20 protein-coding genes and 1 pseudogene are annotated in these 22,624 nt (G+C 72.6%); 10 read left to right on the plus strand and 11 right to left on the minus strand.

Annotated elements, in window-relative coordinates:
- Positions 1-29: 29 nt before the first annotated feature.
- Positions 30-327, minus strand: a pseudogene (locus AC5WAM_RS32820) (hypothetical protein).
- 114 nt (positions 328-441) lie between these two features.
- Here AC5WAM_RS32820 and AC5WAM_RS32825 point away from each other — a divergent pair.
- Complete coding sequence (locus tag AC5WAM_RS32825) at positions 442-1,386, plus strand: NADP-dependent oxidoreductase (protein WP_366789634.1); 945 nt, start codon at positions 442-444, stop codon at positions 1,384-1,386.
- Positions 1,387-1,420: 34 nt separating this feature from the next.
- Here AC5WAM_RS32825 and AC5WAM_RS32830 read toward each other — a convergent pair whose 3' ends face one another.
- From AC5WAM_RS32830 to AC5WAM_RS32845, 4 genes are read right to left on the minus strand one after another with little or no spacing between them, the layout of a single operon-like run.
- Positions 1,421-1,753, minus strand: a complete 333-nt coding sequence (locus tag AC5WAM_RS32830) for a DUF202 domain-containing protein (RefSeq protein ID WP_495519752.1) — start codon at positions 1,751-1,753, stop codon at positions 1,421-1,423.
- Positions 1,750-2,190, minus strand: coding sequence for a YidH family protein (locus AC5WAM_RS32835; RefSeq protein WP_495523690.1), 441 nt, complete (start codon positions 2,188-2,190; stop codon positions 1,750-1,752). The genes AC5WAM_RS32830 and AC5WAM_RS32835 overlap by 4 nt, the downstream gene beginning before the upstream one ends.
- On the minus strand, positions 2,187-2,717 hold the full coding sequence (locus AC5WAM_RS32840; RefSeq protein ID WP_495519753.1) for an NUDIX hydrolase: 531 nt from the start codon (positions 2,715-2,717) through the stop codon (positions 2,187-2,189). Before AC5WAM_RS32840 ends, AC5WAM_RS32835 begins: the two co-directional genes overlap by 4 nt.
- A 17-nt stretch (positions 2,718-2,734) precedes the next feature.
- Positions 2,735-3,631 (minus strand): DMT family transporter, encoded by an 897-nt coding sequence (locus AC5WAM_RS32845; protein WP_495519754.1) that lies wholly within the window; start codon positions 3,629-3,631, stop codon positions 2,735-2,737.
- A 1,047-nt stretch (positions 3,632-4,678) separates the two neighbouring features.
- On the opposite strand from AC5WAM_RS32845, the gene AC5WAM_RS32850 reads away from it, so the two are divergent.
- From AC5WAM_RS32850 to AC5WAM_RS32860, 3 genes are all read left to right on the plus strand, one after another.
- On the plus strand, positions 4,679-6,334 hold the full coding sequence (locus tag AC5WAM_RS32850) for an FAD-binding dehydrogenase (protein ID WP_366789639.1): 1,656 nt from the start codon (positions 4,679-4,681) through the stop codon (positions 6,332-6,334).
- A 207-nt stretch (positions 6,335-6,541) separates the two neighbouring features.
- Positions 6,542-7,510 (plus strand): hypothetical protein, encoded by a 969-nt coding sequence (locus tag AC5WAM_RS32855; RefSeq protein WP_366789640.1) that lies wholly within the window; start codon positions 6,542-6,544, stop codon positions 7,508-7,510.
- A gap of 61 nt (positions 7,511-7,571) precedes the next feature.
- Complete coding sequence (locus AC5WAM_RS32860; RefSeq protein WP_366789641.1) at positions 7,572-9,173, plus strand: APC family permease; 1,602 nt, start codon at positions 7,572-7,574, stop codon at positions 9,171-9,173.
- 94 nt (positions 9,174-9,267) lie between these two features.
- Here AC5WAM_RS32860 and AC5WAM_RS32865 read toward each other — a convergent pair whose 3' ends face one another.
- Both AC5WAM_RS32865 and AC5WAM_RS32870 read right to left on the minus strand, forming a co-directional pair.
- The gene (locus tag AC5WAM_RS32865; RefSeq protein ID WP_366789642.1) at positions 9,268-10,674 is read right to left on the minus strand and encodes a GntT/GntP/DsdX family permease; all 1,407 of its coding nucleotides are present in this window, start codon (positions 10,672-10,674) and stop codon (positions 9,268-9,270) included.
- A 111-nt stretch (positions 10,675-10,785) separates the two neighbouring features.
- Entirely contained in the window at positions 10,786-11,289 is a 504-nt protein-coding gene (locus AC5WAM_RS32870; RefSeq protein ID WP_366789643.1) for a gluconokinase, read from the minus strand.
- 183 nt (positions 11,290-11,472) lie between these two features.
- Here AC5WAM_RS32870 and AC5WAM_RS32875 point away from each other — a divergent pair, with 183 nt between their 5' ends.
- The 3 genes from AC5WAM_RS32875 to AC5WAM_RS32885 all read left to right on the plus strand — a co-directional run bounded on the left by AC5WAM_RS32875 (position 11,473) and on the right by AC5WAM_RS32885 (position 15,775).
- Positions 11,473-12,174: a FadR/GntR family transcriptional regulator gene (locus tag AC5WAM_RS32875; protein WP_138958776.1), complete on the plus strand. Its 702-nt coding sequence runs from the start codon at positions 11,473-11,475 to the stop codon at positions 12,172-12,174.
- A gap of 76 nt (positions 12,175-12,250) precedes the next feature.
- Positions 12,251-12,661: a YchJ family protein gene (locus AC5WAM_RS32880; protein WP_495519755.1), complete on the plus strand. Its 411-nt coding sequence runs from the start codon at positions 12,251-12,253 to the stop codon at positions 12,659-12,661.
- A gap of 255 nt (positions 12,662-12,916) precedes the next feature.
- On the plus strand, positions 12,917-15,775 hold the full coding sequence (locus tag AC5WAM_RS32885; protein ID WP_495519756.1) for a peroxidase family protein: 2,859 nt from the start codon (positions 12,917-12,919) through the stop codon (positions 15,773-15,775).
- 39 nt (positions 15,776-15,814) lie between these two features.
- Here the strand turns inward: AC5WAM_RS32885 and AC5WAM_RS32890 are convergent, their stop codons facing one another.
- A complete protein-coding gene (locus tag AC5WAM_RS32890; RefSeq protein ID WP_495519757.1) occupies positions 15,815-17,377 on the minus strand; it encodes an acetolactate synthase large subunit in 1,563 nt (520 codons plus the stop codon).
- Between the two features lie 183 nt (positions 17,378-17,560).
- Between AC5WAM_RS32890 and AC5WAM_RS32895 the strand changes: the two genes are divergently transcribed.
- The gene (locus tag AC5WAM_RS32895) at positions 17,561-17,968 is read left to right on the plus strand and encodes a 4CSP family protein (RefSeq protein WP_495519758.1); all 408 of its coding nucleotides are present in this window, start codon (positions 17,561-17,563) and stop codon (positions 17,966-17,968) included.
- A 329-nt stretch (positions 17,969-18,297) separates the two neighbouring features.
- On the opposite strand, the gene AC5WAM_RS32900 is transcribed toward AC5WAM_RS32895, so the two are convergent.
- Positions 18,298-19,053, minus strand: coding sequence for an XRE family transcriptional regulator (locus AC5WAM_RS32900; RefSeq protein ID WP_495519759.1), 756 nt, complete (start codon positions 19,051-19,053; stop codon positions 18,298-18,300).
- A gap of 113 nt (positions 19,054-19,166) precedes the next feature.
- Here AC5WAM_RS32900 and AC5WAM_RS32905 point away from each other — a divergent pair, with 113 nt between their 5' ends.
- Entirely contained in the window at positions 19,167-19,373 is a 207-nt protein-coding gene (locus tag AC5WAM_RS32905; protein ID WP_495519760.1) for a hypothetical protein, read from the plus strand.
- Positions 19,374-19,552: 179 nt separating this feature from the next.
- Complete coding sequence (locus AC5WAM_RS32910) at positions 19,553-20,056, plus strand: glycine-rich domain-containing protein (protein ID WP_495519761.1); 504 nt, start codon at positions 19,553-19,555, stop codon at positions 20,054-20,056.
- Between the two features lie 342 nt (positions 20,057-20,398).
- Here the strand turns inward: AC5WAM_RS32910 and AC5WAM_RS32915 are convergent, their stop codons facing one another.
- Positions 20,399-21,748 carry a DUF3987 domain-containing protein gene (locus tag AC5WAM_RS32915; RefSeq protein WP_495519762.1) on the minus strand — a complete coding sequence of 450 codons (1,350 nt, stop codon included), beginning with the start codon at positions 21,746-21,748 and terminating at the stop codon, positions 20,399-20,401.
- Entirely contained in the window at positions 21,745-22,338 is a 594-nt protein-coding gene (locus AC5WAM_RS32920; RefSeq protein ID WP_495519763.1) for a hypothetical protein, read from the minus strand. The genes AC5WAM_RS32915 and AC5WAM_RS32920 overlap by 4 nt, the downstream gene beginning before the upstream one ends.
- Positions 22,339-22,624: the final 286 nt, after the last annotated feature.

Consider the following 22,624-nt stretch of genomic DNA (forward strand, 5'->3'; position numbering starts at 1 on the left):
CGGGGCGTGGCGGGGGCGGGCTCAGGCGGTCAGTGGTCGTCCCAGTGGCCGTCGTGGGCCGCGTGCCGGTGCCCGTCGTGCACGTAGTCCACGTGGTCGCCGTGCGGCACGGAGGCGTGCCCGCAGTCCGTGCCGTGCTGGTGCTCGTGGCCGTCGTGCGCGACGTGGCCGCCCGGCTCGCACTCGTCGTAGTGGCCGCCGTGCGCGCGGTGCAGATGGCCGTCGTGCGCGTAGTCGACGTGGTCGCCGTGCGGGACCTCGGGGTGGCCGCAGGCCGGGCCGTGCGCGTGGTCGTGGGCGGGGTTGTTCCTGATGGGCGACGGTCATGGGACGTGCCTCCCGGAGAGGGGCCTGATGACCCTCTCAGGCTAGTCCTCGATGCCCCTTTGGTCCCGTTGTGTCAGCGTGCTGCGTAGTGTCATGACTGCGTAAGGCGACTCGATGAAAGCGATCAGCTACCGCGCGTACGGCGGCGCCGAGGTCCTGGAGTACGGCGACGTGCGCGACCCGAAGGTCGGCCCGGACTCCGTCCTGGTCAAGGTCCGGGCCGCGGCCGTCAACCCGGTCGACCACAAGTGCCGCGAGGGCTACCTCGACGCCGTCCTGGACCCGGTCTTCCCGGTGATCCCCGGCTGGGACGTGGCGGGCGTGGTGGTCCAGCCCGGCGTCGCCGTCCCGGAGTTCGCCGTCGGCGACGAGGTCATCGGCTACGTGCGCGAGGACTTCCTGTCCCGGGGCACGCTCGCCGAGTACGTGGCCGCGCCCGTGCGCACCCTGGCCCGCAAGCCCCGCAACCTCACCTTCGAGGAGGCCGCGGGCCTGCCGCTGGCCGGGCTCACCGCCTACCAGGTGGTCCACCGGGCGCTCACCGTGGGTGAGGGCGACGTCGTCCTGGTGCACGCGGCCGCGGGCGGTGTCGGCTCCTTCGCCGTCCAGCTCGCCCGGCACGCGGGCGCCCGCGTCATCGGCACCGCGAGCGAGCGCAACCACGCCTATCTGCGGGAGCTGGGCGCCGAGCCCGTCACCTACGGCGAGGGCCTCGCCGAGCGGGTGCGCGCCCTCGCCCCCGAGGGCGTCGACGCCGCCTTCGACACCATCGGCGGCGACACGCTGAGGGTCTCCGCCGAGCTGCTCGCGCCCGGCGGCCGCCTCGCCTCCGTCGCCGACGGCTCCGTGATCGGCCTGGGCGGCCGGTACTGCTTCGTCCGCCCCGACGCGGACGACCTGCGGCACCTCACCGACCTCGCGGAGCAGGACGTGCTCACCGTCCACGTCGACGCGACGTTCCCGCTGGAGCGGGCCGCGGACGCGCACCGCCTGAGCGAACAGGGACGCACCCGAGGGAAGATCGTGGTCACGGTGGACTGGGCGGCCGAAGGGGACTAGCCCCTGGGCGCCCCGGGGCACCGCCGCCGTGCCCTCAGAACAGCGCCACCAGCCCGCACAGCGCGAGCGCCGCCGCGCACAGCGACGCCACCGTCGCCGCCCGAGCGTCCAGCGCGCGCGGGCGCGCCACCGCGAGCTCCGTGATCCTGCGGTGCGCCACCGCGAGGAAGCCGAGCCAGAGCAGCAGGGCCAGCGCGCACGCCACGACGCCCGCCGCCGACGGGCCACGGTGCAGGGCCGTCCGCGCCGCGAGCACCGCGACGACCGTGCACGTCAGAGTCGTACGCCGCCACGCGAGCCGGGTGCGCTCGGGCTGGAGGCCCGGGTCCCGGACCGCGAAGGACCCCTCCGGCACCGCCTCCGTCACCCTTCCCAGCCGAACAGCACGACCGCCACCATCGCGACCGCGACCACCGCCACCGCGAGGCCGAGCAGCACGGGGAAGCGCGAGACCGGGAGGTCCTCGCCGCGCCGCATGGCCCGCTCGCACCGCACCCAGTGGTTGACCGCCCGCAGCGCGCACAGCACCCCGGCGCCGAGCAGCGCCAGCGCGAGCCCGACGCGGGCGCCCCAGCGCAGGTCGGGCAGGAACTGGTCCACGGCGAAGCCGCCGCCGACCAGCGCGAGCGCGGTGCGCAGCCAGGCCAGGAAGGTGCGCTCGTTGGCCAGGGAGAAGCGGTAGTCCGGGGTGTCGCCCTCGTCCCGCAGCCCGGCGGGGCTGAACCACAGCCGCAGCCCGCGCCGACCGCCGGACCCCGCCCCGGGTGTCGCCGGGGTGTCTTCCCCGCTGCGCCCGCCCGTCATCGGGCCGCTCTGAAGTCGCACAGGCGCCGGTACGCCTCCAGGCCGTCCGGCACCCACGCCCACTCCTCGGCGCGGCCCGCGAGTTCCGCGTCGGTCAGGAAGTCGTGCCAGGCGACCTCCTCCACCTGCGGATCCACCGGGCCCGCGCAGCGGACCTCGTAGAGGTACGACCACCAGGTGCGGCCCGCGCCGTCGTCGTACAGGAACTTGAACAGCGGGGTGGGGCGGGGGAGTCCGCGGACGCCGAGCTCCTCCTGGGCCTCGCGCAGGGCCGCGTCGTCGTAGGACTCGCCCGCGCCGACGACCCCGCCGACGAACATGTCGTACAGCGAGGGGAAGACGAGCTTCGTGGCGGTGCGGCGGTGCACGAAGACGCGGCCCTCGGCGTCGCGGGCCTCGATGAAGACGCAGCGGTGGCGCAGGCCGCGGGCGTACGCCTCGCCGCGCGGGGCCTCGCCGATCACGCGGTCGTGCTCGTCGACGATGGCCAGGATCTCGTCCGCCGGATGCGTGGCGTCAGCACTCATACGGCCATCCTGACAGGTCAGCGCAGGGCGGAGGCCCGCGCCCCGCTGCTCCCGCCGCCCGTGCCCGCGGGCATCGCCGGATGCAGGCCGAGCAGCACGATGCCGGTCACGATCCCGGCGAGGCCCGCCGCCTCCCACGCCAGGGCCGCGGTGTCCGTCCGCAGCCGGTCGCCGAGGAAGCCGACGCCGCAGGCGATGCCCGCGAGCGGCTGGGCGGCGGTGAGCGCGGGCAGGGACATCCGCAGCGGCGCCATCTCGAACGCGCTCTGCACGAGGACGAGCCCGGTGACGCCGAGCACCAGGACCGCGTACGGCTGCCAGCCGCCGAGGAGCTCGGCCCAGCCGCCCGCGACGAACCGCTCCTCGCTGACCCGCGTCAGCGCGTCCTGCACGCCGTAGAGCAGCCCGGCCGCGACCCCGAGCAGCGCGGGCCCGGAGCCGAGGGGGGACTTCTTCGCCGGCGCGGCCAGGGCCAGGGCCCCGCCGGTCATCACGCCGAGGACCAGCCAGTGCCGCAGCGGATCGGGGTCGGCGGCGCCGCCGCGCGGCTCGCCCGCCACGATGAAGGCCGTCACACCGCCCGCGAGCAGCGCGAGCCCGGCCCAGCCCTGACGGCCGAGCGGCTGCTTGGTCTGGTGCCGCGAGAGCGCGAGGGCGAACAGCAGGTTCGTGGCGAGCAGCGGCTCCACCAGGGTGACCTCGCCCTCCCCGAGCGCGAGGGCGCCGAGCACCATGCCGCACACCATCAGGCCGATGCCGCCCAGCCAGCGCGGCACCCGCACCAGGTCGAGCAGGAGGCGCGGCGAGAGGAAGTCGCCGAGCGGGGCCCGCTGGGCGGCGTTCTGCTGGAGCACGAAGCCGACGCCGAGGCAGCAGGCCGCGGCGACGGACAGGAGCAGGACCAGAACCGACACGTGAGGTACCTCGGACTCGGCGGCGGTCGGGCAAGCGGTACCCGGCCGACGATAGCGGCCCCCGCCCCCTCCGGGGCCGGACCGTGGACGCCCCGCGCCCGGATCCCGGCCGGTCGATGGCCGGTCCATGCCGGTCCGTGCCGGTCCATGGCCGGCCCGCAGGCGGATGGCGGCTGGTCCGCGCCCGGACGACTGGCGGAGCGCGGGGCGGCCCGGGTCCACGCCCCGCCCGGCCCGCGGCCGAGACACGGGCGGTCCGCGGGCGCCCCGCGGCCGGGCCACCGGCGGCGCGCGACTGGAACGAGGCCGGGCCCCTGGAGGTCCGCGGTTGATCACGCGCAGCCCACCGGCGGCACGCGCCCGGATCACGGCCGGGCCGAGGCTGGGCCATCGGCGGCCCGCGGCTGACCACGGGCAGGCCATGGACAGTCCATCGGCGGCCCGGAGGCGGACCACGGCCTGATCGAGGCCGGGCCACCGGCGGTGCGCGGCCGGAACGAGGCCGGGCTCCTGGAGGTCCGCGGTTGATCACGGGCAGTCCACCGGCGCCACGCGGCCGGACCATGGCCGGACGACGGCCGAACCACGGCTGGGCCACCGGCGGCCCGGAGGCGGACCACGGCCGGACTGAGGCCGGGCCACCGGCGGCCCGCGGCCGGGACGAGGCCGAGCCCTTGGCGGTCCGCGGCTGATCATGCGTAGCCCACTGGCGGCACGCGCCCGGACCACGGGCAGGCCACCGGCGACCCGGAGGCGGACCACGGCCGGACCACGGCCGTGCCGAGGCCGGGCCATCGGCGGCCCGGGGGCGGACCACGGCCGGGTCCCGGGCCGACCCCGGGTCCGGGGGCGGGTGCCCTGGGCCCGTGGCCGACCCGGCACGGGTGACCCGTACCGGACTGTTGACGTCCGGCCCCGCGCTATCCAGGATCTGACCCACGGGTAACACGCGTCCGCGCGCACGCGCCACCGCCGGCGGACGCACCGCCCCGCCACTGCTCGGCGCGCGCGATCGAGGGCCGAGCCGGAAGTCGAGAAGGAGCCGTCATGGCCTACGACGCGGACGTCATCGTGATCGGTGCGGGGCTCGCCGGGCTCACGGCCACCGCCGAGCTCGTCGACGCGGGGCGCAGGGTGATCCTGGTCGACCAGGAGCCGGAGCAGTCCCTGGGCGGGCAGGCCCACTGGTCCTTCGGCGGGCTCTTCTTCGTCGGCTCCCCCGAGCAGCGGCGCATGCGGATCAAGGACCACCGCGAACTGGCCCTCCAGGACTGGATGGGCACGGCCGCCTTCGACCGTGCGGAGGACCACTGGCCGCGCGAGTGGGCCAAGGCGTACGTGGACTTCGCGTGCGGCGAGAAGCGGGCCTGGCTGCACGGCCTCGGCGTGCGGTTCTTCCCGGTCGTCGGCTGGGCCGAGCGCGGCGGCTACGACGCCCAGGGGCACGGCAACTCCGTGCCCCGCTTCCACATCACCTGGGGGACGGGGCCCGGACTGCTCGCCCCGTTCGTGCGCCGCGTGCGCGAGGGCGTCGAACGCGGCCTCGTCCAGCTGAGGTTCCGCCACCGCGTCACCGGCCTCGGCCGCAGCGCGGGCGTGGTCGACACCGTGACCGGCGAGGTCCTCGAGCCGTCGACGGCCGAGCGCGGCACGGCCAGCAGCCGCGAGGTCACCGGGTCCTTCGAGTTCCGCGCCCAGGCGGTGATCGTCACCTCCGGCGGCATCGGCGGCAACCACGACCTGGTCCGCGCCAACTGGCCCGAGCGGCTCGGCAGTCCGCCCGCGAAGATGCTCTCCGGGGTGCCCGCGCACGTCGACGGCCTGATGCTGGGCATCGCCGAGCGGGCGGGCGCGCGCCTGATCAACCGCGACCGCATGTGGCACTACACCGAGGGCATCGAGAACTGGAACCCCATCTGGGCCGGGCACGGCATCCGCATCCTGCCGGGCCCGTCCTCGCTGTGGCTGGACGCGCGCGGCGACCGGCTGCCCGTGCCGCTGTTCCCCGGCTTCGACACCCTGGGCACGCTCGGCCACATCATGGGCACCGGGTACGACCACACGTGGTTCGTGCTCAACCAGCGCGTCATCGGCAAGGAGTTCACCCTGTCGGGCTCCGAGCAGAACCCCGACCTGACCGGCAAGTCCGTGCGCGGGGTCATCGAGCGGGCGCGGGCCGACGTACCCGGACCGGTGCGGGCGTTCATGGACCACGGCGTCGACTTCGTCGTGGAGAAGGACCTCGGCGCCCTGGTGCGCGGCATGAACGCGCTCACCAAGGAACCCCTCATCGACGAGGCGGCCCTGCACCGCACGATCGCCGCCCGTGACCGCGAGGTCGTCAACCCCTTCACCAAGGACCTCCAGGTCATGGCCATCCGTGGCGCGCGCAAATTCCTCGGCGACCGGCTGATCCGCTCCGCCGCGCCGCACCGCCTCCTCGACCCCGGCGCGGGACCGCTGATCGCGGTGCGTCTGAACATCCTCACGCGCAAGACGCTCGGCGGCCTGGAGACCGACCTGTCCTCGCGCGTCCTGCGGGAGGGCGGCGAACCGCTGCCGGGCGTGTACGCCGCGGGCGAGGCCGCCGGGTTCGGCGGCGGCGGAGTGCACGGCTACCGCTCCCTGGAGGGCACCTTCCTCGGCGGCTGCCTCTTCTCGGGGCGCGCCGCGGGGCGTGCGGCTGCAAAGGCCGTCGACTAGCGGGGCGTTGGCGGCGGCGCCGCGCCTGGTGTCCGCCGCCCCCGGGGAGCCGCCGCGCGCCGCCCGGACCCGTGAAGGAGTTCGTCAGGGTGCGTGGGAGACGTGTCAAGGTGCTTGGGGCGCCTGGGCCTTGACGCGGAGCGCCGCCTACCGGTTGGCTGTGCGAGATCGCCTGCCCGCCTACCGCGTCTTGGGAGGACGCCCGCGGTGTCCCCACCCCCACCACTCGGTCGCTCTCGCAAACGTGCGAGCCACGTCTTCGACGCCGCACTCGACGACGCCGAACTCGTCGCCGCGCGCGCCGCGCTGGCGCAGGGCCGCTGGACCGAGGTGCGGGAGCTGCTCGCCGCCACCGGCGACGACTGGGACCGCCGCGGCCACCGCTGCGACGTCCTCGCCCGCGAACCGAGCACCACGGCGTGGATCCGCGACTGGCGGCTCGCCGAACCGGAGAGCGCCGACGCCGCCGTGCTGCTCGCCCACGCCGCCGTGCACCGCGCGCTGCGCGGCAAGGAGCGCTCCGAGAAGGCCCGCACCGCCTGCCGGGAGGCGGCGGCACGCGTCCCCGCCGACCCGACGCCCTGGCTGGCGCTGCTGCTCCTGGAGCGCTCGCTCGGCCACGAGGAGGACGTCGTACGGCTCTTCGACGAGGTCAGGCACCGCCACCCCGAGCACCACCACGCGCACTACCTGATGCTCGCGCGGCTCGCCGAGCGCCGGCCCGGCGCCGGGCAGGACCCGCTGCACGAGGTGTACGACTTCGCCACCTGGGCGGCCGAGCAGGTGCCCGCCCACTCGCCGCTCGCGGTGCTCCCGGTCGTCGCGCACGCCGAGCGCTACCGGGTGCTCGCCGCCGCGGGCAGCGAGAGCCACGACCCGGTCGCCTCCGGGCACTGGTCGAGCCGCCGCGCCCGGCAGGTGATGAAGGCCTCCTTCGACTGGTGGCTCGCATGGGAGACCCCGGGCGGCGCCCCGGCGGGCACCGCCCACCCGCGCGCCTTCGTCGACCTCAACTTCCTTGCCCACGCCACGTTCTGCGAGGGCCGGTCGGCCGAGGCCGCCGCGCTGTTCCACCGCATCGGCCGGCACGCGACCGAAGCGCCCTGGTCGTACCCCGACCGGGACCCGTACGAGGCCTACACCGCCGCGCGGGCTGCCGCGCTCGGCACCGCGTGACGCGTAGGCGGCACCACACCAGACCGATCGACCCACGACCAGCGGAAAGGACGACCGCGCCATGGCGACGGGCAGTTCGAACGCGAGTGCAAGCAGAGCGGGGCGCCCCACGGGACCGGGAACCGGGGCCCACGGCAGGCCCGCCGCGGGCCAGGGGGACATCAACACGTACATGGGCCAGGAGCGGGCGCTGCGCGCGGGCCGCCTCGGCACGGCGGGGCTGCTGCTCTCCGTGCTCGCCGCCACCGGGCCGCTGATGGTGGTCGCGGGCGTCATGCCCACCACGTACGGCGTGATGGGCGTGGTCGGTCAGCCCCTGCTCTTCCTCGCGCTCGGCGTCGTCCTCGCCCTGTTCAGCTTCGGCTACGCGGAGATGAGCAGGCACGTCCACAACGCCGGGGCCTTCTACGCCTACATATCGCGCGGGCTCGGCGGCACCGCGGGCGCGGGCGCCTCCGCCGTCGCGCTCGTCGCCTACAGCGCGCTCCAGGCGGGCCTGTACGGCCTGCTGGGCTTCGAGGTGTCCGGGCTGCTCGCCAAGTACGCGGACACCACCGTCGCCTGGTGGATCCCGGCGCTCGTGACCGTGGCCCTCGTCGCCGTGCTCGGCTGGCTGAAGATCGACCTCAACGCGCGCGTGCTCGGCGTGCTGCTGCTCGTGGAGGTCGCCCTCGTCGTCATCTTCGACGTCGCCGCCCTGGCCGACCCCTCCGCCGAGGGCGTGTCCCTGCACGCCTTCAACCCCGACACGCTCACCGGCGCGGGCGTCGCCACCTCCCTGTGCTTCTGCATCGCCGCGTTCACCGGCTTCGAGCAGGCGCCCGTGTACGCGGAGGAGACCAGCCGCCCCCAGGTCGTCGTGGCCCGCGTGATGTTCTTCGCCGTGGGGTTCGTCGCCGTCTTCTTCGCGCTCAGCTCCTGGGCGCTCACGGTGGCCGCGGGGCCCTCGGGCATCGTGCCCGCCGCGCGCGAACAGAGCGCGGGCCTGCTCTTCGGCCTCACCGAGTCCCGGCTCGGCGGCACCTTCACCGACGTCCTGCACGTCCTGTTCGTGACCGGCATGTTCGCGGCGGTCCTCAGCTTCCACAACGTGGTCGCGCGGTACGCGTTCGCGATGGGCCGCGAGGGCCTGCTCCCGGCCGCCTTCGGCCGGACCAGCAGCGCGAGCGGCGCGCCCGGCACCGGCTCGCTGCTGCAGACCGTGGTGGCCGCCGTCGTGGTGGTGGGCTTCGCCGTCGCCGACGACAAGCCCGCGGGCGATCCCACCGCGCCCGTCCTGCACCTGTTCACCTGGGGCGGCAACGTCGGCGCGCTCGGCGTGCTGCTGCTCATGGCCACCGCGTCCGTGGCGGTCATCGTCTTCTTCGTGCGCCGCGGGGCCGCGCGCGTCCAGCTCTGGCGCCTGGTGGCCTCCGGGCTCGCGGCCGTCGCCCTGCTGGTCATCGCGGGCTACACCGTCAAGGACTTCGACATCCTCGTGTCCGCGGGGCCCGACTCGGCCCTGCCCTGGCTGCTGCCCGGCGTCATCGCGGCGGCGGCGGTCATCGGCCTCGCCCACGGCGCCTACCTCCGCGCCCGCAGGCCCGCGGCCCACGCCCGCATCGGCCTGGGCAACGAGGCCTTCCAGCTGGAGAAGGCCGCGACGACGCCGCCGGGGGTCTAGGGCCGGTCCGGAGCGTGCCGAAGAGGCCGCCGCCCACCCGCCCCGGGCAGGGGCGGACGGGCGGCGGCCTCGGTTCGGTACGGCGCGGCCGGGGTTACAGCACGAGCGAAAGGAGCATCACGAAGCCGAGCGCCACCACCGAGATGATCGTCTCCATCACCGACCACGTCTTGATCGTCTGGCCGACGTCCAGGCCGAAGTACTCCTTCACCAGCCAGAACCCGGCGTCGTTCACATGGCTGAAGAAGAGCGAGCCCGCACCGATCGCCAGGACGAGCAGGGCCGCGTGCGAGGTGGACATGTCCGCCGCGAGCGGTGCCACGAGCCCCGCCGCCGAGATCGTCGCCACGGTTGCGGAGCCCGTCGCGAGCCGGATCGCGACGGCGATCAGCCAGGCGAGCAGCAGCGCGGGGACGGACCAGTCCTCGGAGAAGTCGAGGATCATCTGCCCGACCCCGACGTCGATGAGCGTCTGCTTGAAGCCGCCGCCCGCGCCGACGATCATCAGGACGCCCGCGATGGGCGCGAGCGACTTCTCGACGGTCGTGGAGAGCCGCTCCTTGGTGAAGCCCGCGGCCCGCCCCAGCGTGAACATGCCTACGAGCACCGCCGCGAGCAGTGCGATCAGCGGCGAGCCGACGACGTCGAAGACGCGCTGCACGGTCGCCTCGGGATCGTCCACGACGATGTCGACCAGCGCCTTGGAGAGCATGAGGACGACGGGCAGCAGCACGGTGGCGACCGTGACGCCGAACCCGGGCCGCTTCTCCAGTTCCTCGGAGGCCCGCTGCGGAATCATCTTCTCCGGCGGTGCCACGTCCACCCAGCGCGCGGCGACCTTGGAGAACACCGGCCCCGCGATGATCACGGTGGGGACGGCGACGAGCACGCCGAGGGCCAGCGTCACGCCGAGGTTGGCCTGGACCGCGTCGATGGCCACGAGCGGGCCGGGGTGCGGCGGGATCAGGCCGTGCATCACGGACAGACCGGCGAGCGCGGGGATGCCGATCCGCATCAGCGAGTAGTTGCCGCGCTGGGCGACCATGAGCACGACCGGGATCAGCAGGACGATGCCGACCTCGAAGAAGAGCGGGAGCCCGATCACCGAGGCGATCAGGACCATGGCCCACGGCATGGCCCGGCCGCCGGAACCTCCGGCCCTGGCCAGGATCGTGTCCACGATCTGGTCGGCGCCGCCGGAGTCCGCGAGCAGCTTGCCGAGGATCGCGCCGAGCGCGATGAGCACGCCCACGCCCGCCACGGTGTTGCCGAGCCCGCTGGTGAAGCTGGCGATGGCCTTGTCGAGCGGGGCCCCGGCGAAGGCGCCGAGGGCCAGCGAGCCGATGGTCAGCGCCAGGAAGGCGTGGACCTTGAACTTCGTGATGAGCAGGACGATGACGGCGATGCCCGCGAGGACGGCGATGCCGAGCTGGGCATGGCCCGCCGAGGTGATCGGTTCGACGGGGTCCGCTGCCAGCATCTCGACGCTGAGACTGGTCACGGTGGTTCCTTGTGCGTGTGGGCGTACGTCGGCCTGAGGGCGTACGTACGTGAGGGGGCAGGGAAGGGAGGGGTGGGGGAGGGGCGCGGGGGGAGCAGGGCGGGCAGGGGCCTACCGGGCGGCCAGGGCCTTCGCCGCCCGGTCCGCGATGTCCTCCGGCGTGCCCGCGACGTCCACGGCCACGCCCGCCTCGTCCGCGCCGAGCGGTTGCAGGGTCGCGAACTGGGAGTCCAGGAGCGCGGTCGGCATGAAGTGGCCCTCGCGGTGGCTCATCCGGTCCTCGATGAGGGCCCGGTCGCCGGTGAGGTGGACGAAGACGAGGCCGGGCGCGGCGGACCGCAGCCGATCGCGGTAGCCGCGCTTGAGGGCGGAGCAGCTGACGACGCCGCCGCGCCCGGCACGGAGCCGCGCCCAGGCGCCGATGGCGTCGAGCCAGGGCCATCGGTCGTCGTCGGTCAGGGGCGTGCCGGACGACATCTTGGCGATGTTGGCCTGCGGGTGGAAGTCGTCGCCCTCGGCGTAGGGCACGCCGAGCCGGGCGGCGAGCAGGGGGCCGACCGTGGTCTTGCCCGTTCCTGCGACGCCCATCACTACGACGACGTGGGGGGTGCTCATCGCTGCTGCCTCGCTGTCTTCATCGACATCGGCCGGGTTCCTCGCCCGCTCCCCGAACGGGGATTTCGGACACGGACCCGTTCCGTTCACGCCACTGAAACTCATTAGGTCAGACAAATTCAAGAGCCTGTGACAGAAAAGTCTGACTTTTTCACCGTGCTGCTCTCCTCGTACGCTGACCCCATGACCGCACAGGCCCCGGGGCTGCACGCCCGCGTACTGGACAGCCTCGGGCCCAGCATCACCGGGGGCGAGTACCCGCCCGGCAGTGTCCTGCGCACGGACGAGCTGGCGCAGCGCTTCGAGGTGTCCAGGTCCGTGATGCGCGAGGCGGTGCGGGTCCTGGAGTCCATGCACCTGGTCGCGTCGCGGCGCCGCGTCGGCGTGACCGTGCTGCCCACCGCGGAGTGGAACGTCTACGACCCGCAGGTCATCCGCTGGCGCCTGGCCGGCGCCGACCGCCCGCGCCAGCTGCGCTCCCTGACCGTCCTGCGCTCGGCGGTCGAGCCGGTCGCCGCGGGCCTCGCCGCGCGCCACGCCACGGCCGAGCAGTGCGCCGCCCTGACCGAGTACGCCCTCGGCATGGTCGCCACCTCGCGCGGCCAGCAGCTGGACGCGTACCTGGTGCACGACATCGCCTTCCACCGCACCGTCCTGAACGCCTCGGGCAACGAGATGTTCGCCCGCCTCGGCGACGTCGTCGCCGAGGTCCTGACCGGCCGTACGCACCACGACGTGATGTTCGAGGACCCCGACCCGGCGGCCGTGACCCTGCACGTGCGCCTCGCCGAGGCGGTGCGGGAGGGCGACCCAGCCCGCGCCGAGGCCCTGACCCGCGAGATCGCGGAAGGCGCCCTCCAGGAACTGGACGTCCTGGCCCCGTGACGGCCCGCGGCCCTCCGGGGCCCGCCCGCCGCCCCGCCCCCGCCGCGCACCCGCCCCGCCCGGCAGAATGACCCGCATGTCCCCACGTGCACCCCGCGCCCCCCGCCCCCGGGCCTGCCCCTGCGGCCCCGCCCTGCTGTACGACAAGTGCTGCGGGCGGCTGCACCGCGGTGCAGCGGCCGCCGCCACGCCCGAGGAGCTGATGCGGTCGCGCTACAGCGCCTTCGCCGTGCGCGACGAGGCCTATCTGCTGCGGACGTGGCATCCGCGCACCCGCCCGCCGGGCGTCGACTTCGACCCGGCGCTGCGCTGGACGGGCCTGGAGATCGAGGACACCACCGACGGCACCGCCTTCCACAGCTCGGGCACGGTCACCTTCCGCGCCGCCTACCGCGACGGCGGCAGCCCGGGCGCCCTGCACGAGCGCAGCCGGTTCGAACGGGTCGACGGCGCCTGGGTCTACGTGGACGGCGACTTCATCGACTGACCCGCCCGCGCCCGTCACGACCCGGCCACCGCCGCACCCGGCGCCGTGGGGTGCGTGGGAGCCGAGGCCCGCGAGGGACGCCCCGCGCGGCCGCCGCACGCCGCTGACGGGCCAGGACACCGCCGCCCGCCCGCCAGTTCGACCCCGTGCGCGGCCCCCGCACATGGCGGGATCGCGCGCTGCGGCCGCCCCGCGCCGCCAGTAGCGTCGACGCCTCCCGCCGTGTACGCGACCTCGTGCGAAGGGAAGCGCCCGATGGCCCAAGCGACACCGTACGAGCGGAGTTACGAGCGCTATCTGGGCGGCAGCCCCGAAGCGGAGCGCCGTGTCTTCGAACGGCTCGCCCGCGAGCTGATGAGGGTCCAGGACGTCAACAAGCGGGCGGCGGGCGCCGGTTCCCTGGCCCGCACCCAGCACGCCAAGGCCGTGCTCGGCGTGGAGAACGCGCGCCTGCGCTTCCACGACGACCTGCCCGACGCGCTCCGCGGCGGCTTCGCCCGGCCCGGCGCCGAGTACCCGGCGACCGTACGGCTCTCCAACGCCAGCGGCATCCGGCAGGCCGACGGCGCCGCCGACCTGCGCGGCATCGCCGTACGCGTCGACGTGTCGGCCGACGAGAGCCACGACCTGCTCGCCACCAACTGGCCGGTGTCGCACGCCAAGGACGCCCCCGAGTTCGTCGCCTTCGCCCGGGCCATGGCGGGCGCCCACACCCCGCTCCGGGCCGCCCTCGGCCTCTTCGTCAAGCTTCCGCTGGCCGTCGGCCCGGCCACCGCCACCCGCATGCGGCGCACCGTACGAGCCGCCACCCGGCGCACCGTCACCAGCCTGGCGGGCGAGACGTACTGGAGCCGCGGCGCGATCCTGTGGGGCGACGCGGGGCCCGTCCGCTATCTGCTGCGCCCGGCGGGCGGCGCCGCACCCGGGCCGCGCTCCGACCGGCGCGACCCCAACCGCCTGCGCCGCGACCTCGAACACCGGCTCGCCGGCTCCGACGTCTCCTTCGACCTGTGCGTCCAGCGGTACGTCGACGAGACGCGCACCCCCATCGAGGACGGCGCTGCCGACTGGCGCGAGGCCGTCGCGCCCGCCCTGCCCGTCGCCCGGCTCACCATCCCCAGCCAGGACCTCGACACCGCCGAGGCCCGCGCCGCCGCGGGCCGCGTCGAGGAACTGGCCTTCAACCCCTGGTACACCACCGACGACTTCCGGCCGCTCGGCAACCTCAACCGCGCCCGCAAGGCCGCCTACGAAGCGAGCGCCGCCCACCGCGCGGGCCTGCGCTTCCGCTCCCCGGAGCCCCTGCGCAACCGGATCCTGTCGGCGCCTGTCGGCGCCGCCTTCCGGCTCCTCAACCGCTCGGTGCCCTGGCACCGCCTGCCGACGTGGGCGAGCCTGCTCAACCTGGTCTTCCTGCGCAGGGCGCTGCGCCGCTTCAACCTCATCGACACCGACGCGCACGAGGCACCGCCGAAGCCCGGGCCCGTGCCGCGCCCGCCCGACGAGCGGCTGCGTGCCGCGCGCAGCTACGACGGCACGTACAACGACCTGTCCGCGCCCGCCATGGGCTCCGTCGGCGCGGCCTTCGGGCGCAACCTCACCCCCGACTACCGCCCCGACCTCTTCGACACGCCGAACCCCGTCACCGTCAGCAGGCAGCTCCTGCACCGCGAGACCTTCCTGCCCGCGACCTCGCTGAACGTCCTCGCCGCCGCCTGGATCCAGTTCCAGGTGCACGACTGGGTCAACCACCGCCGCCACCCCGCGGGCACCAAGACCGTCGAGGTGCCGCTGCCCGGCGGGATGTCCTGGCGCAACACGCCCGGCGGCCCCGCCGAGACCGTGATGCGCTTCGCCGAGAACGAGGGCCTGCCCGTGCCCGACGGGCGCCCGCCGGTCCTCTTCGGCAACACCGCCTCGCACTGGTGGGACGGCTCCGAGGTGTACGGCGCGGACGAGACGACCGCGCGCTCCCTGCGCACGCCCGACGGCGGCGCCCGGCTGCGCCTGGAGCAGGGGCATCTGCCGATCGGCCGGCACGGCGTTCCGCTCAGCGGCTTCACCGACAGCTGGTGGCTCGGCCTCAGCGTCATGCACACCCTCTTCGCACGCGAGCACAACGCCGTCTGCGACGCCCTGCGCGGGGCCTACCCGGCCATGAGCGAGGAGTCCGTCTACCAGACGGCCCGGCTCGTCGTCTCCGCCCTCATCGCCAAGATCCACACCGTGGAGTGGACCCCCGCGATCCTCGCCACCGAGGCCCTCGACATCGGATTGCACACCAACTGGGACGGCCCGCCGGACAGCTGGCTCACCAAGCTCGGCCTGTGGCTCTTCGACGCCCACGCGCTCACCGGCATCCCGGGCACGCTGCCCGACCACCACCACACGCCGTACTCCCTCACCGAGGACTTCGTCACCGTCTACCGCATGCACCCGCTGATCCCCGACGACTTCGAGCTGCGCGAGCACCAGTTCGGGCAGCGCCTCGAAACCGTCGGCTTCCCCGACATCAACGGCGCCGCCGCCGAGGGCGCACTGCGCAAGACGGGCCTGGCCAACACCCTCTACTCCTTCGGCATCGCCCACCCCGGCGCCATCACGCTCCACAACTTCCCCCGCGCCCTCCAGGCCTTCGAACGCGAGGGCGAGATCATCGACCTGTCCGTCGTCGACCTCGTCCGTACGCGGCGCCGCGGCGTGCCCCGCTACAACGACTTCCTCGCGGGTCTGCACAAGCCGCGCGTGCGCCGCTTCGAGGACCTGACCGAGGAACCGGAGACGCTGGCCCGCCTCAAGGACGTCTACGCCTCGGTCGACGAGATCGACACCGTGATCGGCCTGTTCGCCGAGAACCCGCCCACCGGATTCGGCTTCAGCGACACGGCGTTCCGCGTCTTCATCCTCATGGCCACCAGGCGCCTGCAGAGCGACCGCTTCCTGACCGTCGACTTCCGCCCCGAGATCTACACCCCGCTCGGCATCGACTGGGTCCAGAAGGGCGGCATGAAGTCCGTCATCCTCCGCCACTGCCCCGAACTCGCCGCGCTCCTCCCGCGCACGGCCACCGCCTTCGCGCCGTGGCGCCAGGTGACACCCCACCCGAATCGCTGACGGCTGAGGGATCGGCCGGGACCCTCCCGGCTGAGGGCGTCACGCGATGGGCGGCACCACGCACTCCACCAGGAACGGCCCCGGCTCCGCCAACCCTCGCTCCAGGAGCGAGGCGAACCCCTCCACGGTCGTGGCCCGCCCCGCGGAAACGCCCATCCCGCGCGCCAGCGCGACGAAGTCCAGCTCGGGCCGCCCGAGGTCGAACAGCTCCCGCCCCGCGGCCCCCACGGCGGCGCCCATCATCCCCTGCTCGAGCCCCAGGATCGCGTACGCGCGGTTGCTGAAGACGACGGTCGTGACGTCGAGGCCCTCCCGCGCCTGCGTCCACAGCGCGGGCAGCGTGTACATCGCGGCCCCGTCGGCGACGAGCGCGAGGACGGGCCGCTCGGGCCGCGCCACGGCCGCGCCCACGGCGAGCGGAAGGCCCTGTCCGAGCGCCCCGCCGGTGAGCGTCAGCCAGTCGTGCGGCGGCGCCCCTGCGGTCGCGCCGGGCAGCCAGAGGCCCGACGTGTTGGACTCGTCCACGACGACGGCCCCCTGCGGCAGCAGCGCCCCCACCACGGCGGCCGCGGTCTCCGCGGTGAGCTCGCCGCCGGGCACCCGGGGCCGCCCCGCTTCCTGCGCCGTCGGAGCGGCGGCGGCGCCGCCCACGGCGGCGGCCAGCTCCCGCAGGGCCACCCCCACGTCCTGCCCCGCGCCGCCGAGCTCGCGGACCTCGCACCCGTCGGGTACGACGACTCCGCTCTGCCCGGGGTACGCGAAGAACGGCACCGGCAGCGACGCCCCGGCGAGCACGAGATGGCGTACGCCGGAGAGCTGCCTCGCGGCGTCGGCCGCGCGGTAGCCGAGGCGCTCGACGGGCGGCAGGCCCGCACCCCGCTCCAGCCGCGCGGGAAACGTCTCGCACAGCAGCCGCGCGCCCGTCGCCCCCGCGACCTGCGCGGCGGCCCGCAGCCCGGCCCCGTGCGTGGCCGCGCCGCCGAGCAGCAGCGCGGCGGGCTCCCCGGACCGCAGCACCGCGGCGGCCTCCTCCAGGCCCCGCTCGGACACGAAGCCGTGCGGGACGGCGGCCCGGCGCTGCGGCGCGGCGGGCTTCTCGGCGTCCGCCCAGGCGACGTCGGCGGGCACGACGAGCGTGGCGACGGCCCCGGGCGGCCCGGCCGCGGCCGCCGCGGCGTCCGCCGCGTCCTCCGCGAGGTCCGTGGCGTCGTACGCGCGCCGCGTCCACGCGGACACCGTGCGGGCGAGCGCGGTGATGTCCGACTCCAGGGGCGCGTCGAGGCGTTTGTGCCGCAGCGCGTGGTCGCCCACGACGTTCACGACGGGCGTGCCGGCCCGGCGCGCGTTGTGCAGGTTCGGCAGTCCGCCCGCGAGGCCGGGGCCGAGGTGCAGCAGCGTGCTGGCGGGGCGGCCGGTCATGCGGCCGTACCCGTCGGCGGCACCCGTCGCGACGCCTTCGAAGAGACACAGGACCGGCCGCATCCGTGGCACGTCGTCGAGCGCGGTCACGATGTGCAGCTCGGACGTGCCCGGATTGGCGAAGCACACCTGGACTCCGGCCTCCACAAGGCCGCTGATGAGGGACTGGGCTCCGTTCGGCATGGCCGCAAGTCTCATCTGGGACACCCCTCCAGCGTCAGCCGCATTCCAGCCAGGCCCCCGCACCCGGTGACCCACGGGCCCGGGCTGCGGCGGGCGCACGCCTGGAGCAGGCCGGGGTGCAGCCCGCGGGCCCGTCGGATGTCCTGGAGTCGCCCCTCGAAGGCCCACGCCCGAAGGAGAGTCATGCGCCTGAGCTCTGGATTCGTCATCGCCGCGGCCCTGGCGGCCTCACTGGCCGCGGGCCCGGCCGCCGGAGCGGCCCCCGCACACCCCTCCAGCGACCCGACACCGCCCGGTGAGACCTACACCGCCCGCTTCGACAACATCGACGTCGACCGGATCCTGAAGAGCAAGCGCCTCTTCACGAACTACTTCAACTGCCTGATGGACAAGGGGACGTGCACCCCGGACGCCGAGGAACTGAAGCGGCTGCTCCCCGATGCCCTGCAAACGAACTGCGAGAAATGCACTCCCGTACAACGAGCCGCCACCGGCACGGTCATCGACTACGTCATCTCGAGCCACCCGGCCGAATGGGCCAAACTCTCCGCCAAGTACGACCCGGAGGGACGGTATTGGACCACGGACTGACAGAGACGGCGCCGAACCACCCGCGCACGCCCCACAAACCCAGCCGCGACGCGGCCCACGGGCCCGACCGGCGCGGCCCGCGGCACTACCTGGAAAACACAGAGACCCCTGACAAGCAGGGGTCTCAGTCGGTGTCCGAGGGGGGACTTGAACTCTCCTCTCGGGCACCAGCTCATTTGTTTGTTGACCTGCGAGAACGCACCCTCCGAGCCCCCTTCGGACCTGCGGAGGTTGGTCACCTTCACCTGCTGTTTCTGCCCGTTCTCGGCCGCTGTTGGTCATGCGTTGGTCACGTGACCACGACCATCACCCTGCGCCTCAGGCAGCACCTACTGCGCCACGGGTACAGCCCGCGACCACAGTTCCTCAGCGTGCTCGGCGAACCGGTCGAACATCCCACCATCACCTTGGCGGCGGAGATGCAACAGGGGGGAGTCGTGTCCTACGAGACGAGCGAGATGAGGGGTCACGAGCGCTTCGCGGTCGAAGCGGAACACGGACAGCGACACATGGTTCACGGCGTCCTCGGCAGCACTGAACCGCGCCTCCAGGCCGTCCAGCGGCCCCAGCTTCTCCAGCTCCCCAAGGGTGATCTTGATACGTGTCGACACGCTCAGCGTCACGTCCTCGATGACCTGACGCTGACGCGTGACCTCCCCCTCGGGGTCACCGAGCAGGAAGCGCACCCGGCAGCCGCTGCCCGCCTTTCGGCGCAGCGTGTCAGCGAACGCGGGGACCTGCGTGAAGAAGAAGTAGTTCGTGTAGCCCGCCAGGAAGATGTCACTCGCCGCTGAGTCGATCAGCTCAGTCCAAACGGTCGACGGGCACGCGGATCGATACGGGTAGCTGTTGATGATCTCTCGATCGTTGCCGGTCTTGATCCGGTCCTTCACCACTTGCGGCCACAGCATCTCTTCGTCCACTCCAAGCGCCTGTGCGGCGTCCTCACGGTTGGCTGCGTGCGGGGTCAGTTCTGCGTCTGCGAGCCATCGTTCCACCTGCTTGATCGATACCCCGACCCGGTACGCGAGTTTGCGTGGGGACATGCCCGCGTCGTCCAGAGCCGATCGAAGCGCGACATTCACTGTCAACCCCCTCGGTGTGGACGTTTGGGCCTTCTCGAACCGTAGCGCCGAACGTCTCAACTGTCTCTGACGCAGGGGGAGATACGTCCGTCCGGGGCGCCCAACATCGCCCCATGAGCAGCAGAGAAGACACGACGTACGAGCTGGCATCGCGCGTGCAGATCAGACTGTCCGCCGCTCTGGAGGCGGAAGGAATCGAGCTTCGCTCACTGCGAGTCGACACGGCCGGAGTGGTTCCGCTGATCGATCTCGGCATGGTCAACATCGCCACGGCCGAACGACTCGCCAAGGCACTCGAAGGCCGGAGGGTTCCCGCGTGAGCGACGACAGCAAGAAGCCGAAGGGCGATCCGGGCGATCTGTCGGAGAAGGTCAAGAAGGCCAACGACCAGAGCAGAAAGGGCGGTGGTCGCCGCTAGGAAGAGGACGTCCGAGGCCCCGGCGGGCGCACCGCCAAGTACAGCCCGCTGGGGTGCTCATCCAATCAGATTGGAGGACACATGCAGGCAAGCACGCCCCTGAAGCAGGGTGCAACACCTGTCAGGGAACTGATCAGCGCAGAGCGCTTCGCCGCCATCAGCGCAACCGTGATCGACAACAACCAGAACCTGGACCAGGCCACTGCCGAGCAGATCGTCGAAGAGGCCCTCAAATTTGTGGCTACGTGCGCCACGCGCCCTGAGGAACGGCTCAGGCCATCCCGCGTCGTGGACGAGGGTTGGCACGCCCTCATCCTGCACACAGCCACGTACGCGGAGCTGTGCCGGAGCCTCGGGCGGTTTGTGCACCACACACCTGAGCGGCCGGACCCGTCGCGGCACAGCCCGGAAGAACTGCACCGGACTCAGATCACGATCGTGAAGGCCGGATTCGAAGTGGATCAGAAGCTGTGGGGAGCACCGGCCGATCGGCGGATTTCGGTAGCCGCGCAGTGCGAGCACACACCGAAGAGCTGTGCGTCGTGCTTTGACGGTGGTGGAAACGGAGACGGAAAGCACAACTAGCCACCCCGGACCCCGGTGGCCCCCTACTCTCCAAATGAGAGCTAGGAGGAGCAGCATGGAGTGGATCAACCCCAGGTACGCGGCAGCGACTGAACTCCTGGCCACGATACGAGCGGACGCCCCCGGCCGAGGAATGCGACGCTGCGGGATGTGCTCGGGCTATCGCGCTCAGGCACTCGTCAGCGAGGACGGAACCCTGTACGCAGTCCCCTGCGCCTGGTGCGGCACCGCCGGAGTCCGCCCGGACCGCCGTCACCGTCACGCGTAGCTGGCTGATCCCCAGCAACTGTGAGGCCCCCACGGCTGAGCCAGTGGGGGCCTTGTGCTGTGTGCGTTGATTGATTAGAGAAGTGCCCGAAAGGGGTTGTCCCCGGACGGTTCGGCCCTCGCAGCCACAGACACGGGAACGGATGCGGCCTCTATACGAGCAGGCCGATGGTTGCCTGCCGAAACAACTCTGCCTCCGCTGATGCTGAGGTCTAGATCGGCTTCCTGAACGGACGATGGCACCGGGCTCATCGGATCACTACTCCTGCCATCACTGCCGAGCGAGAAGACGACGGCTGGTCGGCCGACACCGTTCCGCTCCTGTGTGACGAGGATGCCGGGCAGTGCTTTAACCTCAGCGGCGGTTGCTCCGACGTAGGGCAGGAGTTGGGAGGAGCGGGCGGAGCCTCCAAAGAGTTCCAGTCGGGCGCGTACCTTCTCCGCGAGGCTGAGCGGCTGACGCTTGCTGGTCTTGCTGCCGCTGTCTGTGGCGATGGCCTCCACTGTGCTCATGGCGTGGGTGACCAGGCAGGCTGCTGCCCGTAGATCGTCTGGGGTGATTTCGCTCCGCAGGTCGAAGAGCGCGAAGAGGGCAGCGATGCGGCGCACCTGTTCGTTGCAGCGAGCCGCGAACGGCCTCAGATCCTCCGACTCACGGGCCTTCCCCAACAGGTCGTGCCGGATGGTGTCGGCCACCTCGTAGGCGTCCGCAGCGAGCGTGACTGTGCCGACGCGCTGCCCGTAGCGCAGGGCCCGTGCGAAGTGCTCACCCGCTTCCGGGATCAGGTGGACGGGCATGCGCTCCCGCTCGCTCAGCCACCGGACCTGAGAGACGGGCAGGGTCAGCAGCCGGTTGTACGAGCCGCCGTCCCGGTCAGTGCCAGTGAGGTTCGCGCGGAACTCCTCGGGCGTGATGTGTCCCATGATCGCCACGCGTGGATGATCCACCTGGATCGGATCTTTGGCCCTGGACGTGGCGACCGGAGCGCCGTCCCACAGATCACGCAAGACCTGGGACAGGTTGGCCTGTCGTCGTCCGGCCCGCAGGACGCGGGCGTACTCGGTATCGACGATCAAGGCGTGTTCGCCGCAGTCGGCCACGGCCTGGATGACGCCTGCTCCGCCGACCACACCGTGGATGACGTTGCCGGACATGAAGGTGCGGTTCGCGTCCCGGGCGATGGCCTCAGCGATGCCCCAGGACTGGCCCTTGCCCTCACCCGTGCCACCGCACAGCAGCACATGCAGCATCAGCGGCATGGAGCCAGACCCGCGCTGAACACGAGTGTCGGGGAGCATGGCGGAGAAGGCGCACAGCAGCCCGCCCAGCAGCCCGACGGGCGACCACTCGACGTGCGGAGCCAGGGAGGACACGACGGCCCCCATGCGCCCTGTCGCCATGGCGGAGAAGTCAGGGGCGCTCATGCTGCCTGCCCTTCAGGGGAGTTGATTTGATGAGGCTGCGGTCTGCCACGCATGGCGTCTGCGTAGGCCCTGGCCATGTGCGGGAAGTTGGCCCACATGAAGCCCCGGAACTCCACGTGCGAGGCCGTCAGCCGGGCGTCCTTGCCCTCTGCGGCACACCACTTCTCGTAGTCGGCCCGCTCTTTGCCGGGCAGCGCTGCCAATCGCTCACGGTGCCCGGACCACTGAGCCCGCGCGGCCTGAGTACCAGGCTTCAGCGGCCTCCCCTTGAAAGCCTTACGGCTGTCGGTGATCCGTGAGACGTAGTCGGCCAGATCCACATCAGGAGTCAGCCCCTCGGCTTCAGCAGCCATGGACGTATCAGCGTCCTGAGCTTCCGTCTCAGCCTTGTTCTCGTCGTCCGGCAGACCAGCACCCAACGCGTCCACCAGATAGCGGGAGAAGCGCACGGAGTGCTCAAGACACAGATCCCACGAGCGGTCACCCAAGCTCAGAGTCTCGGTTGCCTCTGTCTGTGTTCCGTCCTTCGACAGGCACCCGTCACAGACGACCTTTTCCACGTAGCTGATGACCTGAACTGTCGTGCGCACAGTCCCCCCAGGGCTGATGAGGCAGAGCGAGTCACTGACGGCCGGAGAAGTGCTCTCAACGGCTGCTGCTCCCGCTTCCGTGAGCGGGATTTCGAAACTCCACTCATCCCAGCATCAGGTGATAACGAAATGATTAATGCACGGTCTCGGAATAGTTAATCTATCTCGTCACGCATTCGGGGGTAATGCTTGGATTGATAAGCGATAAGGACCGCAGGGGCGCTGTCCTTCGACCGTGTACGGGTTTCATTATTTCCGAAGCCCTGTACGGCTCGCTGAGCCGCTA

The organism is Streptomyces sp. JLYT201 (genome assembly GCF_059448825.1).

Excerpts from the sequence above, each read along its gene's own strand:
- AC5WAM_RS32825 (WP_366789634.1), top strand. The coding sequence starts at position 442 with ATGAAAGCGATCAGCTACCGCGCGTACGGCGGCGCCGAGGTCCTGGAG.
- AC5WAM_RS32835 (WP_495523690.1), bottom strand. The coding sequence starts at position 2,190 with ATGACGGGCGGGCGCAGCGGGGAAGACACCCCGGCGACACCCGGGGCG.
- AC5WAM_RS32840 (WP_495519753.1), bottom strand. The coding sequence starts at position 2,717 with ATGAGTGCTGACGCCACGCATCCGGCGGACGAGATCCTGGCCATCGTC.
- AC5WAM_RS32850 (WP_366789639.1), top strand. The coding sequence starts at position 4,679 with ATGGCCTACGACGCGGACGTCATCGTGATCGGTGCGGGGCTCGCCGGG.
- AC5WAM_RS32860 (WP_366789641.1), top strand. The coding sequence starts at position 7,572 with ATGGCGACGGGCAGTTCGAACGCGAGTGCAAGCAGAGCGGGGCGCCCC.
- AC5WAM_RS32870 (WP_366789643.1), bottom strand. The coding sequence starts at position 11,289 with ATGAGCACCCCCCACGTCGTCGTAGTGATGGGCGTCGCAGGAACGGGC.
- AC5WAM_RS32875 (WP_138958776.1), top strand. The coding sequence starts at position 11,473 with ATGACCGCACAGGCCCCGGGGCTGCACGCCCGCGTACTGGACAGCCTC.
- AC5WAM_RS32880 (WP_495519755.1), top strand. The coding sequence starts at position 12,251 with ATGTCCCCACGTGCACCCCGCGCCCCCCGCCCCCGGGCCTGCCCCTGC.
- AC5WAM_RS32885 (WP_495519756.1), top strand. The coding sequence starts at position 12,917 with ATGGCCCAAGCGACACCGTACGAGCGGAGTTACGAGCGCTATCTGGGC.
- AC5WAM_RS32890 (WP_495519757.1), bottom strand. The coding sequence starts at position 17,377 with ATGCCGAACGGAGCCCAGTCCCTCATCAGCGGCCTTGTGGAGGCCGGA.
- AC5WAM_RS32895 (WP_495519758.1), top strand. The coding sequence starts at position 17,561 with ATGCGCCTGAGCTCTGGATTCGTCATCGCCGCGGCCCTGGCGGCCTCA.
- AC5WAM_RS32905 (WP_495519760.1), top strand. The coding sequence starts at position 19,167 with ATGAGCAGCAGAGAAGACACGACGTACGAGCTGGCATCGCGCGTGCAG.
- AC5WAM_RS32910 (WP_495519761.1), top strand. The coding sequence starts at position 19,553 with ATGCAGGCAAGCACGCCCCTGAAGCAGGGTGCAACACCTGTCAGGGAA.
- AC5WAM_RS32915 (WP_495519762.1), bottom strand. The coding sequence starts at position 21,748 with ATGAGCGCCCCTGACTTCTCCGCCATGGCGACAGGGCGCATGGGGGCC.